Source organism: Amycolatopsis regifaucium (assembly GCF_001613935.1).
Lineage (GTDB): Bacteria > Actinomycetota > Actinomycetes > Mycobacteriales > Pseudonocardiaceae > Amycolatopsis > Amycolatopsis regifaucium.
In genome coordinates this window covers 1-14,275 of record NZ_LQCI01000013.1, presented here as the reverse complement: position 1 = coordinate 14,275, position 14,275 = coordinate 1, and the positions used below count along the sequence as shown (strand labels likewise).

Genomic DNA, 14,275 nt, shown 5'->3' with positions numbered 1-14,275 from the left:
GTCACTGATGGCAACTGTGGCGACGGCAGTAGGCGGCGCCATGGTTGAAATGACCGATTTGCCGTACTCTGCGGAGATGTATGCCGACGTCATGGCCGAGGAATTCCCGGTTGTGCGTCTCGATTCGCTCGCGCTGCAGGCGGCCCGGCTGCTTGCCGAGAATCGGCTGCCCGGGCTTGTCATCACCACGGCCGACGGGCGGCCTTACACAGTCTTGCCCGCCTCCGACGTGGTGAAGTTACTGGTGCCCAGCTATGTCCAGGAGGCTCCGACGCTGGCAGCGGTGCTGCCGGAATCGATGGCCGACCGTGCCGCGGACAAACTGGGCGGCAAGACAGTCCGCGACGTCCTTTCCGCCCGGCCTCCTGAACTGGCCGTTGTCGATCACGACGACAACATCGTGGAAGTCGCCGCGATGATGGCCCGGCTGCGCTGTCCGCTGGCCGCCGTACCGCGCGACGGCGCGATGATCGGTGTGATCACGGCGTCCCGGCTGCTGGAACTGGTGCTCGCACCGACCTGACCGCCGGTCACCGGGGGCCTCTCCGGTCCGGTGATGGCGTCGGCCTCGCAGTGGGGCGGCGACGGTCGCCGGGAATTCGGGATCTAGGCTCGCGCACAGCTTCCTGCCGTAGGGTCCCCGCCCGTCGGTGGCCGGTGATCTTGGTGGTGGTTGTGTGCGGGAGACAGAGCGGCGGTTCCGCCCGGAGATCCAGGGGTTGCGCGCGCTGGCGTGTGTGCTCGTGGTCGTCTACCACGTCTGGCTCGGCCGGATCTCCGGTGGCGTCGACGCGTTCTTTTTGATCTCGGGTTTCCTTGTCACCGGCCAGCTTTACCGCGCGGCGGCGCGCGGGAGGATCGAGTACCGGCCGATGTGGGGCCGGATGATCAAACGACTGTTCCCGGCCGCGCTCACCGTGCTGCTTTTGGTCATCGCGGCAAGCGTGGTGCTGTTGCCGCAGAACCGCTGGTTCCAGACGATCAGGGAGGTCGTCGCCTCCGCGCTGTACGTGGAGAACTGGCAGCTGGCGGCGGATTCGGCCGACTACTTCGCGCAGCACGATTCGGCCAGCGTCGTGCAGCATTTCTGGTCGCTGTCGATTCAGGGACAGTTCTATGTGGTCTGGCCGTTGCTGGTCGGCTTGGTACTGCTGGTCGCCAGGCGAACCCGCGGCGACGTCCGGCCGATCCTGCTCGGCGTCCTCGGCACGGTGTTCGCGGCTTCGCTGGCTTATTCGGTGTGGCTGACCGCGGTCGACCAGCCGCTGGCGTACTTCGATTCGCTGACGCGGGCCTGGGAGTTCGCGCTCGGTGGTCTGCTCGCGCTGGTGCTCGACCGGGTTTCGGTACCGAGGCCTGCCCGGATCGTGGCCGGCTGGGCCGGTGTCGCCGGACTCGTTTCCTGCGGTCTGGTGCTTCAGGTCGGGACGGTCTTCCCCGGCTATCTCGCGCTCTGGCCGACACTCTCGGCCGCGCTGGTTATCGTCGCGGGTGACACCGCGTTCTCCGGCGGCGCCGACCGGTTCCTCGGTAGCCGTCCGCTGACGTATCTGGGCGATCTGAGCTACGCGCTCTATCTCTGGCACTGGCCGGTCCTGGTGCTCTATCTCGTCGTTCGTGACCAAGAGGAGGTCGGTCCGCGCGGTGGCGCGGTGATCATCGTGCTGGCGTTCTTGCTCGCCGTGCTGACGCACCACCTGGTCGAGAAGCCGGTCCGCGTGTCCACGATCGGGACGGGAAACCGGTGGGGCGCCTACCGGTTCGGCGTGCTGGCGATGGCCGTGGTCCTCGCCGCGTCGGGCGCCTGGCAATGGGCCAGCGTCAGCCAGGCGAAGAGCTACGCGCTCACAGTGAGCAATCCGGATCATCCCGGAGCTCTCGCACGTACGGCCGGATTCACTTACTGGGGCGCCGCGGACGTGAAACCGGTTCCGTCGTTCGTCGCGGTGTCCCAAGACTGGGCCGGTATCGACCCGGTCCGCTGCGGAATCTCCCCGCGCAACGCCGATCTCGAAGTCTGTACCTCGCAGACCACGGGGCATCCCGCTCGCCGGATCGTGGTCGCCGGCGACTCGCACGCCGGGCAATTGCTCGGGGCGCTGCTCCCGGTCGCCGAGAAGAAGAACTGGGAGGTCACGTCGATCCTCCGCGGCGGCTGCCCGTTCTCCACCGACTCGGACGCGGTGCCGGGCGACCAGTCCTGCATCGACTGGAACACCGCCGTGGTGGACGAGATACTCACCGCCCGCCCCGACGCGGTGCTGACGATCGGCACCCGGGACGTCAAACCAGGTGTCGAAGAACGGGTCCCCGGCGGCTACGTCGCCCAGTGGCGAAAGGTCGACGAGGCGGGCATCCCGGTGCTGGCGGTGCGGGACAACCCGCGCTTCGGTCAAGCCCCCTCCGCCTGTGTCGAAACCCGCGGCATCACGGCGCCGGAATGCGCTACTCCACGGTCGGAGCTCTACGCGGAGCGACCGCCGTATGAGACGCTGCCGGATCTGCCGCCGAACGTGCGGTTCCTCGACTTCAGCGACTACTTCTGCACGGCCGAGGTCTGCCCGCCCGTGATCGGCAACGTCCTCGTCTACCTCGACGACAACCACGTCAGCGGCACCTATATGGCGACCATGTCGGCCATCGCGGAGAAGGCGATCACCGAGGCTCTCGGCTGGGCGGACGACCACGCGGAGGAACCCCCGCCGGGCGGCTGAGCCGGAAACCGGCAAGAGCCGGGAGCGGTCTTGACTGGCGCTGAACAAATGTTCAATACTCTGAACATGGGTTCAGTCTCTGATCTGACCGCCCGTGCTCGTATCCGTGATGCCGCGTTGGCCAGGTTCGGGGCCGACGGCATCGCCGGGACCTCGGTGCGTGCGGTCGCCGCAGATGTCGGGGTGTCGCCGGGTTTGGTGCTGCACCACTTCGGGTCCAAGGACGGGTTGCGGCAGGCCTGCGACGACCATGTGCTCGACTCGATCCGGGGCGGTGGTCAGGCCGGCGACGATGCACTGGGGGAGGTGTTGCAGGCCGCCACGCCCGTGCGGCGTTACCTGGCTCGCGCGTTTCTGGACGGGTCGAGCGGGGCGTCCGCGTTGTTCACCGAGATCGTGGACCGAACCGAAGCGTGGCTCGCCGACGGCGTGCGGGAGGGCTGGGCGCACCCGGCGGACGACACGCGTGCGCGCGCGGTCGTCTATGTGTCCTGGCTGCTGGCGCCGCTCGTGCTCGGTGATCACGTCGGCCGGTTGCTCGGTGGGGATCCGGCGGAGACCGCGACAGCGATCCGTGGTGCCAGGGCGGGGCTGGAGATGTTGACCAAGGGTCTGTTCACCGATGACCGTTGGCTGGCCGCCTACGCCGCCGTCAATGACCAGGAGCGGTCTAAGTGAGGGCGCTGCTGGTCACCCACGGCACCCGAGGTGACGTCCAGCCGATGCTCGCACTCGCGGTCGCCCTGCGCGATCGCGGGCATGAGGTGGTGCTGGCCGCGCCGGACTCGTTCGCCGACGCCGCGGGGGAGTACGACATCGAGTTCGCGTCACTGGGCGAGGGGCCGAACCGGCTGATGGACGACCCGGTGGTGAAGGAGGCCATCGAGGGCGGCTACCGGGGCGTGCGCGGCAAGGTCACCGCTGTGCGGACGGCGAGGCGGGTCAAGCCGATGATGGTGGAGGTCCTGCACAACGTCGGCGAAGTCGCGAAGACTTCCCGTGCCGATGTCGTCGTGCACACGACCGGGGTGCCCGCCCACCATGCGGCCGAGATGCTCGGCGTGCCCGCGGTGGTCGTCACGCTGCAACCCGGCTGGATCCCCACTGGCGAGTTCCCTTGCCCGATGATTCCTTTGCCCCGCCTGCCGAGGATTCTGAACCGCGCCACGTATCTCGCGGTGGATGCCGTCCTGCGGATGTACGCCGGTATCACGGCCACCTGGCGCACCACCGAACTCGGGCTGCCGCGCCGCAGGGGAATGCACGACATCCTGCACGACCCGGACGGCAGGGCCCGTCCGATCCTGCAGGCGTTCAGCCCCCGCGTCGCCCTCTCCGCTTCTGATTGGCGGGATTCGGTGCACACCAATGGCTTCTGGTATCTCCCCGCCGTCTCGGGATGGGAGCCGTCCGCGGCTTTGCGGGACTTCCTCGACGCGGGACCCGCTCCGGTCTACATCGGATTCGGCAGCATGGCGGGCAGGGACTCACGCCGCACCCGCGCGGTGGTCGAAGAAGCGGTTCGTCAGGCCGGGGTCCGCGCGGTGCTCGCCACCGGGTGGGGCGGCATCGCCGCGACCGCCGGTACCGGCGACCTGTTCGTGATCGACCACGCGCCGCACGACTGGCTGTTCCCCCGGATGAGCGCGGTCGTGCATCACGGGGGTGGCGGTACGACCGGTGCCGCACTGGCCGCGGGCAGACCGCAGGTGGTGTGTCCGTTCGTCGCCGACCAGCCGTATTGGGCGAACCGCGTGCACGCCGTCGGCGTCGCGCCGCCTCCGATACGCCAGCAACAGCTCACGGCCGACCGGCTCACCGCGGCGCTGCGGCAAGCCACCGGTGACGCCGGAATGCGCGAACGAGCCGAACGACTCGGCCGGGAAATCCGGGCGGAGAACGGCGTATCGGCCGCGGTCGCCCTTCTCGAAAACCTGACCTGACAAGGACCATGATGGAACTCACCGACGCGGTCGCGAAGACCTTCCGAATGGACGACGAAGCCTGGCGCCGCCACGCGAATCCCTGGAGCGTATGGACCCGCTTCGCCGCGATCCCGCTGATGCTGCTCGCCATCTGGAGCCGCACCTGGATCGGCTGGTGGTGTCTCGTGCCGATCGCGGCAGTCGTCGTATGGCTGTTCCTCAACCCCTCGGCCTTCCCGCCGGTCGAACCACGCAGCTGGGCCGCCCGCGGGATCTACGGCGAACGTGTCTGGGCGCACGACAAAGCGTCGGTGCCGCCGGACCATCGGCGGGTCTGCGTGTCCTGGTCGTGCTCGGTCTCGCCGGCTTCGGGCTCATCACGTGGGGCCTGGTCGCACTCGACTTCTGGCCGACCCTGTTCGGCGCGACGGTCGTCATCATGGCCCAGCTGTGGCGGATCGACCGGTTCGGCTGGCTTTGGGAGCGGGCGGAGGAGCAAGCGGCCGCGTGAAAGCGTCAGTCGTCGTCGACTATCCGCACCGTGCCCGCGGCTCCGTCGATGGTGATCAGCTGGCCGGTGGTGATCACGCGGGTGGCGTCGCGGACGCAGATGACGGCAGGGATGCCGTATTCCCGGGCGACCGTGGGGCCGTGCGCGACCGGCGAGCCGGTTTCGGTGACGAGGCCGGCCGTGGTCAGGAACAGCGGGGTCCATCCGGGATCGGTGGTCGGCGCCACGAGGATCTCGCCCGGCTCGATGTACGCGCCGGCCGGATCGCGGATCACGCGCGCTCTCCCGGTCGCCTGGCCCGCCGAGCCTGCCATCCCGACCAGTACGCCGTCTTGGGCGGGTTCGGCTGGGGCAAGTGCTTCCACGTCGGTCCCGTCGGAGAGCAGGGCACCGGGGACAGTGTGCCGTCGTAGCTCCCGCTGGTGGTCCGCGCGGCGCGCGGAGACCAGCTGGCGATGGTCGGTCGCGTCGTGGACGGCCGTGTGTGCTTCGTCGAGGGTGAGGAACATGATGTCGTCGCGGCATTCCAGCAGGCCACGGGACACCAGGTCGTCGCCGATGAGCAGGAGTTGCCGCCGGGCCGCTTGGATCGCGGGCAGCCACGCGAATTTCCCGATCTCCCGCAGTCCGGTGAGTTTGCGCGAGCGGCGCATGAGGAACGTCGCGACCCGGCCGCGGACCGGCCGCCGACGGCGCGCCCGGCGTGACAGCGTCTCGATCATCACCTCGGCCTTCCGCGCGGCTTGGCGGAATCGCCGGTCGGGTGCCTGCTCGGGGTCGTCGACGCGGAGGTAGTTGGCGATGGTGGCGAACAAGGGCGCCGGGTCCTCGTCCCAGCGGGGCATGCCGACGTCGATCTCGGCCGCCGCGCGCATGCCGTACTTTTCCAGGAATGCGGCCATCCCGATGTCGGGCAGTCGCCCGGCGCGGTACATCTCGGCCAGTTCGCCGGGTGGGGTGCGGAGGAACAGCTCGCTGTGTTCTCGCGCATTCACCGCAAGGCTCCAGAGGGCCAGATCCATCTCCGTCGTCACGTTATGGGGCATTCCGCCCAGGACGATGTCGAGTTCTTCGTCCGTGGCGATGCCCTTGAGCAAGCCGGCTGGGGCCACTCCGAGGAGGATCCCGGCCATCAAGGGGCCCGTGAGCCCGAGCATGCCGCGGCTCATGATCGCTCGATGCGAGTCCTCGACGACCCATCTCAGCCGCTCCGCCGTGGTCGCCGAGTCCGGAGGCGGAACGATCAGGCGCCGGATTTCCTCCACCGCGCGGTAGGCGCGGGCGCGCGCCGCGTCCGGGCGGGCCAGGCTCGACACGAACCCCGCGATCATTCCCGGCGCCAGCCCGGCCGTGGCCCTGAGTATGCTGCTCGTCCGGAACGGAAAGCCGCGCTGCGGGGCGAAGCGCGGATCGGTCATCATACGTTCGACGGCGCCCTGCACCCGCGGTCCGTACACCTGCAGGGACGTCGGTAGCCGCTTGCGCATAACCTTGCTGCGGACGAAGTCGGTCAGGTCGAAGTAGAGCCGCCCGCCGATCGGCACCAGCCGGGGCAGTGGATCCCGTGGGTCGCTTCGGACGCCGTTTGCTTGGAACCACATCGCCGATCCGGTCTTGAGCAAGGAAACCCCCATCGGGGTACACGGGCGGAGCATCCCCTGGATGTGGCCGAACTCGAGGTAAAGCCGGTTCTCGCCGGTGTCCGGCGGCAGCGGGAACAGGGTGGTGATCGGCCGGGACTGCAACAGCCACAGCACGCCGTCGGAATCGATCGCCCATTCGATGTCCTGCGGCGAGCCGAAATGCCGTTGCAACCGCAGACCGGCGTCACGGAGCTGTTCGAGTTGACGTGTATCGAGGCATCCGTCGGCTTGGTGCGGCATGGTCCCCGCACGCTGGTCGAAGACGTAGTGATCGGGGATGACGGTGCCTTCGACGATCGCGGTCCCCAGGCCGGGTGCGGCGTCGACGACCATCTCGGTGCGGCACCCGGTGATCGGGTTGGCGGTGAACAGGACACCGGCCACGGAGGGGTCGATCATCCGCTGGATCACCACCGCCATCGCGGCGTCGTCGATACCGACGGTGGCACGGTAGGTCACCGCCCGCTCCGAATGCAGAGAGTCCCAGCACCTGCGAACGGCATCGACGAGTCGGGCGGCCCCCTCGACGTCGAGGAAGGTGTCCTGTAGTCCTGCGAAGCTCGCGTCCGGCAAGTCCTCGGCGGTGGCGCTGGAACGCACCGCGACCCGGCCACCGCCGAGTCGCTCGTAGGCGGCGAGCAACTCCTTCTCCGGAAGATCTCGCGACGTATAGACCTCGACGGTCAAGCAGAAACCGTCCGGCACACGCTCGCCGGCCTTGACCATCTCGCCGAGCCCGGCGGCCTTCCCGCCCACCAGATCGATCATCGAGGCATCGATCTCGGACAGATTGATCAGTTTCATCCCTTGTCCTCCTTGTCGCGTGGGAGATCAGGCGGTCCGGTGGCGTGCCCGATACGTCACCGCAGCGATGAGCACCAGCCACGCGATGCCGAACGGGATCGCGTGCCCGGCATGGCCGAGCACCAGGTTTCCGAGGCAGGCGAAGAGAAGCGCGATGAAGAGAAGCTCCCGCGTCGGGCGTCGCCGTTCCCTGGGGATCGTGGTGGGCGGAGTATCGAGATAGTGGTCGTAGAGCGTGGTCCAGACCTCCAGTCGGTTCAGCTGCCGGTGCAGGTCGGTAAGCGGGCGGGGCGCCTCAGTGAGGGCGTCGAGGATCTCGACCGCGCGGGGTTGGCTGACCAGCCAGGCCAGCTCTGCTGTCGGGTGGTCGGGCACGGGCCGTGGCTCCCCTTTCCCACCGTTGAGATGGTCGGCATTTCACGATAGGTGTGATGGCGCGACGCGTACTGAATCCGGTGTGCCGAACGGGTCTGGGCGATCCACGTCGGTCTCAGGCAGGTAACGAACCGTTCCGCCGAGAGGCTTTGCCGAATCCATCAGCTGTCCGGGTCAGAGCAAGAACGGGCACGCTTCCCGGTCAAAGCCAGCCATAGCAGGCTGAAGGCCGTGATCGCCACACCCAGCGAATCGGTCCAGTGACCGGTGAACGCGCTGTCGATCCAGACCATGACCCAGCCGAGTACCGCGGGAAGCTGCATGCACCAGTAACGCCTGGGAATGACGGCCAGCAGGGCCATGAACAGTAACGCGAACACCAGGACGGGTGTGCTGCCTCCCATCAGGAACTCTCCTTCTGCGGAAGCTTTTCCGGTCGGCCGGTGGGCAGGTTGTCCGGTGGTTCGATGCGCAGAGCCTTGGCGACGGGAACATCGGTGGAGGAGTGCAGCACGATCGACAGAGCGATGGTGATCGCGACAAGGTCGAAGACATGCTCTCCCGCCGGGATCCCGGCCTGTAGCGCGAGGAGTCCATAGACAACGGAGGCGAAGCCCTTGGGGCCGAACCAGGCCGCGACCGATCGTTCCCTGGCGGGTAGCGGAGTGCGGACCAATGAGAGCATCATCGCGGCGGGCCGCACCAGCACGATCGCGACCACCGCGACCGCCCAGTCGCCGACGCTGAGGTGGGACAACCGTTCCGGCGTGATGAGCGCGCCGAACACCAGGAGAGCGGCGAACTTCGTCGTCTCGGACAGCAAGTCACCGAAATGCTCGAAGTGTTCCGCCGACACCCGGTCCATTGTGGCCAGTGTCGCGCCGGCCGCGAACGCGGCGAGGTAGGGATTGGCGTGGGTGAGGTGACAGGTCGCGTACAGGATCACCGCGACCGCCAGCGGCCCCAGCGCCTGCAGGCGTGGTTCGGCGGTGAGGACTTTCAACCGCCAGGCGAGCGCGATGGCCGCGGGAATGGCGACGCCGAGCGCGAGACCGGCGACGAGCTCGATGGCGATGCCGCCGAAGTCGGTGTCCCTGTTCGCGGCGGTCGCGAGGAAGATCAGCACGAAGGGGAGCGCCAGACCATCGTTCAAGCCGGATTCGACGTTGAGCAACCTGCGCAGCCGTAGCGGTACGTCCGTCCGGCGACGATCGCGGAGGCGAACACCGGGTCGGTCGGTGACAGGATCGCGCCGATCAAGAACGACGTCGTCCAGTCCAGGCCGGTGAGGAAGTGCGTCGGCACCGCGATGCCCACCATGGTCAACGGCATCGCCAAGCCCAGCGCACGGCCGGAGAGCCGCCAGCCTTCCTTCAGTGAGGGCAGGCTAGCGCGCTGACCATCGGTGAACAGCACGGTGAACAACGCCAGATCGGCCAGGCCGGTCACGAAGGCGCCGTTGGAGGGGATGTCGACCAGGCCGAACCCGCCTTGCCCGATCAGCGCCCCCGCCACCAGGAACAGCAGCGCTGTCGAGAGCACGGTGCGAGCCGCGAGTCCGGACAAGGACACGCTGATCAGCAGCACCAGACCGAATGCCAAAGCGAGCGCCATCGAAACCCCGTCCACGTCGAATCACCCATCCCTCATGGGGTGGGTCCTGCCGACCAGACTTCCCGGCGCTCCGCGCGTAAAGATGCCGTATCGAGACAGCCGACGCAAACCGCGTGGGACGTGCTCCAGGTCTCCCGGATCGATCGCAAGGTTTCGTCAAGTCGGCCCTGGCTCCTGTTAAGCCGCGAAGCAGGGGCGCTCACCGAGCTGCTGTAAGCGACCGCGAGACGGCTACGGGTGACGCGGCACGCCTGCGGGAGATCACGGGAAGACCTCGACGGGGCTGCTGAACCGGTAACCGACGACGAACCGTATTGTGGCTCAACGCCAGCTTCTCCGAGCGACGACCAAGTCGCAACGGCCGGGTGATGCGTCAGGAAGGGCAGGCTGAGATCCAGGTTCCTTCCCGGTCACCCCGTCAGATTCAGGTGGCGAGGAAGTCGCGGACCTTTTCGCTGATCGCCACCCAGTCCGGGCCGAGCCAGATGAAGTGGCTATCGGCTTTGCTCTCGATCAGGGTGCTGTGCTGGATCGCCGCGGCGAGTGCTTCGGCGTGGGCGAACGGCACAGATCCGTCGTTGCGGCTCGCGATCACCAAGGTGGGCTGTGCGACCTCGCCGGCTCTATCCCGTCGGGGTACGAGGTCGTTGTGGAAGCCGTCACCAGATCGCATGCGGGAGAACAACTCGATCAACGTCCGGCGGTCGGCGGCGGAGAGCACTGCCAGGACACGCGAGGCAGGCAGATCCGCGAGATCGCCCAGCAGCATGCGCAAACCGGAATTCGGGGCTGTGCGCATGATTGCGCGCACCACCGACCACGTGATGCGCTCGGTCGCCGGCGAGAAGACGAGCCGAGCCGCGAGACGGGTACGCGCATCGGGCCACGGAAGCGGCCCGACCGCACTTTGGAGGATGACTCGCTCGACCAGTTCCGGATAGCGGGCGGCCGTCGCCACCGCGGTAGGTCCGCCGGCCGAAATACCGATCACCGCGGCGACGCGAGTGATACCGAGATACTCGCAGAGCGAATGAGTCACCTCGGCGAATCCGCTCGGCGTCGTGCCTGTCGTCAGCGGTGTCCGGCCGTAGCCGGGCCTCGAGAGCACGAGCACTGAGTAGCCGGCTTCGGCGAACACATCCTCACCGAGCGCGAGTCCAGCGTTCATATGCCCGCCGTGAAAGATCACCACCACGGCACCACCGCGCTGGTCGAACCGGTACTCGACGACGCCGCTGTCCAGGTCCGTGGTCTTGGTGGAACGGAAAACACCCACGACAGCTATCGTGCCGTCCCGAGTCTTGCATCGCGTGACCGGGATCCGGTTGTGCACGGCGAGGCTGGCATGGCGGCGGCGGACTACGCGTTGGTGGGTGCGGTCGAGCCGCGTGAGGGCGGTGGTCTTCTTGATTTTGACACCACGGAACGTAAGGTGCTGAGTTCCCGTTTCTTGAGCGCGCCCTGGCCGAGGGGTTACGGACGAAGCCGATGCAGATCGCGCGCATGGTGCGGCCCGCTGCTTATATCACCGAGACCGCGCCGCTAGACACTTTACGTGAGTGGCGCGTCGAGACAAGCGACATGGCTCGGGAGGTGGGCGGTCATGACCCCGGGCGCTTCGAAGTTCATGTTGTGGACGAACGTATGAATGGCGCTTCGTCTTGCGGCTCTGGCTTGACGAGGTTGCCGAATTTCGGAGTAGAAGGTTCTGCGGGCTCCGGCGATCCTGTGGACACCACTCGCACATGATTGATGACTGAACGCGCATGGGGCGCTGGGGTCCGATGCTGCGCTGGTGGTCCCGGTCAGCTCGGCAACGTCGTCCGGGGGGATTGGTGCACCGACGGACATCTGACAGCTACGGGCGGCGCTATGTCGTCGGAAGGTGAACACCTTCGCGTGATTCGGCGCCGCGGTGTCCGGGGCATCATTGATCCTGCGCTTGCAGTCGGTATGGCGTCCCCGTCTTGACGGCGATCACTCCTCCGATCGTGACTCCGGCTGGGGCGACGGCTTGCCAGGCCATTCCTTGCGGTGCGGGTGTCTTCGTCTTGGCGACCGAACTCGGCAGGCCGATGAGGCCGCCGCCGATAACGATGTCGTTCTGGTCGACGACGAGGATTGTCCCGGCGTCGGCAACCTCCCCGGCAACGACGGTCAAGCACGACTACGCGGTCGGCGGCGACCCGCTCACCCGTTCGGTCTCCGACGACAAAGGCACCATCACCACCACGTCCGACCTTCTCGGCCGGGTCACCACCTACACCGACGTCAACGGTGTCCGCACAGGCACCCTCTACGACCAGGCCGGACGCGTCACGTCGACCACTGTCACCCCGCCCGACACCGCCGACGTGCCGCGGACTCTTTCGTTCACCTACGACGACGCCGGACGCGTGCAGACCCAGAAGCTCGACGGCACGACCCTGGCCACGGTCGGCTACGACAACGCCGGCGAACTCGCCACCGTCACCTACGCCAACGGCACCTCGCTGGCCTCGGTGAGCAAAGACAACGCCGCCCGCGCGCTGTCGCTGGGCTGGAAGACCAGTGACGGCAAGGACATCGTCTCCCAGGTCGGACGCACCACAGCGGGCACGATCGTCGACGAGTCCCTCGCCGGGACCGACGCCCGCCCGAACGCACCGAACTACCTCTACGACGGCGCCGGCCGATTGACCGAGGCCTACGTCACCGGCCATCACTACACCTACGACTACACCTCCACCGCGTCCGCGACCTGCCCCGTCGGCACCCAGGCGAACGCGGGCCTCAATACCAACCGGATGCGGCTGCTCGACCAAACCGCGGCCGGAACCGCGGATACCCGCTACTGCTACGACGCCGCAGACCGGATCCTGGCCACCGAAGGCGCCACCGCTCTTACCGGATTCGCCTACGACGCCGACGGCAACATCACCAGCTGGAAGTCCGCGGACGGCAGCACCACCACGCTGACCTGGGACGGCTCCAACCGCAACACCGGCGCCCACACCACCGGCCCCGCCTCCGCACTGAACGCGGACATCGCCTATACCCGCGACGCCACCGACCGCATCGTCCGCCGCGACCCGCGTGACTGCGACAACAACACCGTCGTCCGCTACGGCTTCACCGGCGACGGCGACTCCGCCGACCTGACCCTCAACGCCGAGAACCGCCTTACGTCGCTGTCGGTGACCCTTCCGGGCGGAGTTCTGTACACCAGTAAGGTCGGAAACGACGGCGCGTTCACCCCGTCGTATGACCACCCGTCGGTCCGGGGTGACCTGGTCCTGTCCACCGACGCGGCCGGGCACCAGGTCGGCGACCTGCGCTCGTATGACCCGTACGGCCAGCCACTGACCACCGCGGGTGCTGTCGATCCGCAGAACGTCCCGGACAACTCACCTGGTTCGATGGACTACGGGTGGCTGGGCCAGCACCAGCGGCCCAACGAACACACTGGGGCCCTGGCTTTGGTGCAGATGGGCGCACGCCCATACAGCCCGCTGCTCGGTCGGTTCTTGTCCGTCGACCCCGAAGAGGGCGGCTCCGCCAACGACTACGACTACGTCGCCGGCGATCCCATCAACAGTGTCGACCTCGACGGTCATGGGTTCTGGGGCTCGCTCTGGAACGGTGTCAAGGCGGTTGCCCGGGTAGTGACCCCTGTCGCCGAATGGGTTTCCTGGGTGCCAGGCCCGATCGGAACCGTCGCCGCGGGGATCGCGGCCGCGGGGAACGCGATCCAAGGCAACTGGGCCCGGGCCGCCAGCTTCGCCGCGGTCGCAGTTACCCAAGGCGTCTCCCGTTACACTCGCATCGTCGGCAGTGTCGTGTCACGCTCTCGAAGGCTCGGGTTCATGAGCAAGAGGTTCGGCAACAGCAGTGCCATGCCGAACCGTGTTCGTGAGTCGCTGCACAAGCTACTTCCCGGCGGAAAGTGGAACAACAAGCACCGTAAGCTGCGGATCGGCTGGAGCGTCGGCAAGAACCCGAAGAACTCCACGTTCCGTATCTCGTACTCGAGGCTGCCGAAAAGGTTTCGGCACTATCACATCATGAAGGGGCCGAAGCGTTACTGAGATGGGCGACGACGAGTTGACGCCGGCCGAAATGTCACGTCTGTGGGCTGAAGCGCTGGTCCGCGTGGTGAACGCACTGGCCCCCACCACCGATGGGCTGTTCGAAGCCGTACTCAACAGCAAAGTTTCGGATCTTCCGCAGACTGTCCGGGTCAGCTCTGCGCGTCGAGACGATCCGTCTTTGGCGATCGTCGTCGAAGAGGCGCAGGCGTTCTTGTCGATCGACTCTGCGCCGGGAGTGTTCGTAGCCTACGAGTTCGAAGGATCGCCAGCCGACCTCGAACAGGGAGTCGAAAGCCGTGAACGTGGCCCTGAGCCCGGTGGGGACCATGCGCTGAGCGAAGTGGACTTGGTCGAGCATGTCGATGCTGTCATGAGATTCGGATTCTCGTTCGTCAGGTTTCCGTTGTTCGAGCGACTCAAGATCTTCGGAGGTAACTCGGATGTCGCGCTGAGCTGGGGCAATTTCGATATTTCTTGGCCCCTGATACTCGTGCGAAAATGGAGGCCGTAGTTTCACCGCGGACGAGAAGGTGCTGTCGCCCGTATGATCGAGAGCTGTTGGTGTGGTGGGTGGCTTCAACTGGTGAGTGCACCACCTCTAGTCTAGCAACACTTTGCT

13 protein-coding genes and 1 pseudogene are annotated in these 14,275 nt (G+C 67.1%); 8 read left to right on the top strand and 6 right to left on the bottom strand.

All coding sequences use genetic code 11. From position 1 onward, the window contains the following. The first annotated feature begins 76 nt into the window (after window positions 1–76). The 6 genes and pseudogenes from AVL48_RS16695 to AVL48_RS39790 all read left to right on the top strand — a co-directional run bounded on the left by AVL48_RS16695 (window position 77) and on the right by AVL48_RS39790 (window position 5,150). Window positions 77–523, top strand: a complete 447-nt coding sequence (locus AVL48_RS16695; protein ID WP_061989731.1) for a CBS domain-containing protein — start codon at window positions 77–79, stop codon at window positions 521–523. Between the two features lie 154 nt (window positions 524–677). Continuing rightward, a complete protein-coding gene (locus AVL48_RS16690; protein WP_061989733.1) occupies window positions 678–2,714 on the top strand; it encodes an acyltransferase family protein in 2,037 nt (678 codons plus the stop codon). Between the two features lie 66 nt (window positions 2,715–2,780). Continuing rightward, window positions 2,781–3,392, top strand: a complete 612-nt coding sequence (locus AVL48_RS16685; RefSeq protein WP_061989734.1) for a TetR/AcrR family transcriptional regulator — start codon at window positions 2,781–2,783, stop codon at window positions 3,390–3,392. Beyond that, window positions 3,389–4,657: a glycosyltransferase gene (locus tag AVL48_RS16680; RefSeq protein WP_074038245.1), complete on the top strand. Its 1,269-nt coding sequence runs from the start codon at window positions 3,389–3,391 to the stop codon at window positions 4,655–4,657. Before AVL48_RS16685 ends, AVL48_RS16680 begins: the two co-directional genes overlap by 4 nt. 8 nt (window positions 4,658–4,665) lie before the next feature. After that, a pseudogene (locus AVL48_RS40845) lies at window positions 4,666–4,917 on the top strand (DUF6653 family protein); the annotation flags it as partial. Between the two features lie 71 nt (window positions 4,918–4,988). Then, window positions 4,989–5,150, top strand: coding sequence for a DUF6653 family protein (locus tag AVL48_RS39790; protein WP_208616253.1), 162 nt, complete (start codon window positions 4,989–4,991; stop codon window positions 5,148–5,150). A 5-nt stretch (window positions 5,151–5,155) separates the two neighbouring features. Here the strand turns inward: AVL48_RS39790 and AVL48_RS16670 are convergent, their stop codons facing one another. From AVL48_RS16670 to AVL48_RS16650, 6 genes are all read right to left on the bottom strand, one after another. After that, window positions 5,156–7,597, bottom strand: coding sequence for a PEP/pyruvate-binding domain-containing protein (locus AVL48_RS16670; RefSeq protein WP_061989736.1), 2,442 nt, complete (start codon window positions 7,595–7,597; stop codon window positions 5,156–5,158). Between the two features lie 27 nt (window positions 7,598–7,624). Next, window positions 7,625–7,972, bottom strand: coding sequence for a hypothetical protein (locus tag AVL48_RS16665; RefSeq protein WP_061989738.1), 348 nt, complete (start codon window positions 7,970–7,972; stop codon window positions 7,625–7,627). A gap of 161 nt (window positions 7,973–8,133) precedes the next feature. Next, entirely contained in the window at window positions 8,134–8,376 is a 243-nt protein-coding gene (locus AVL48_RS16660; RefSeq protein WP_061989740.1) for a hypothetical protein, read from the bottom strand. Continuing rightward, entirely contained in the window at window positions 8,376–9,125 is a 750-nt protein-coding gene (locus AVL48_RS40550) for a cation:proton antiporter domain-containing protein (protein WP_279626651.1), read from the bottom strand. Before AVL48_RS40550 ends, AVL48_RS16660 begins: the two co-directional genes overlap by 1 nt. Continuing rightward, the gene (locus AVL48_RS40545; protein ID WP_279626652.1) at window positions 9,122–9,601 is read right to left on the bottom strand and encodes a cation:proton antiporter domain-containing protein; all 480 of its coding nucleotides are present in this window, start codon (window positions 9,599–9,601) and stop codon (window positions 9,122–9,124) included. The genes AVL48_RS40550 and AVL48_RS40545 overlap by 4 nt, the downstream gene beginning before the upstream one ends. A 409-nt stretch (window positions 9,602–10,010) precedes the next feature. Then, a complete protein-coding gene (locus tag AVL48_RS16650) occupies window positions 10,011–10,862 on the bottom strand; it encodes an alpha/beta fold hydrolase (protein ID WP_244162546.1) in 852 nt (283 codons plus the stop codon). Between the two features lie 775 nt (window positions 10,863–11,637). Here AVL48_RS16650 and AVL48_RS16645 point away from each other — a divergent pair. Both AVL48_RS16645 and AVL48_RS16640 read left to right on the top strand, forming a co-directional pair. Then, on the top strand, window positions 11,638–13,653 hold the full coding sequence (locus AVL48_RS16645; protein WP_244162547.1) for an RHS repeat-associated core domain-containing protein: 2,016 nt from the start codon (window positions 11,638–11,640) through the stop codon (window positions 13,651–13,653). Window position 13,654: 1 nt separating this feature from the next. Further along, window positions 13,655–14,167: a hypothetical protein gene (locus AVL48_RS16640; RefSeq protein ID WP_061989743.1), complete on the top strand. Its 513-nt coding sequence runs from the start codon at window positions 13,655–13,657 to the stop codon at window positions 14,165–14,167. Window positions 14,168–14,275: the final 108 nt, after the last annotated feature.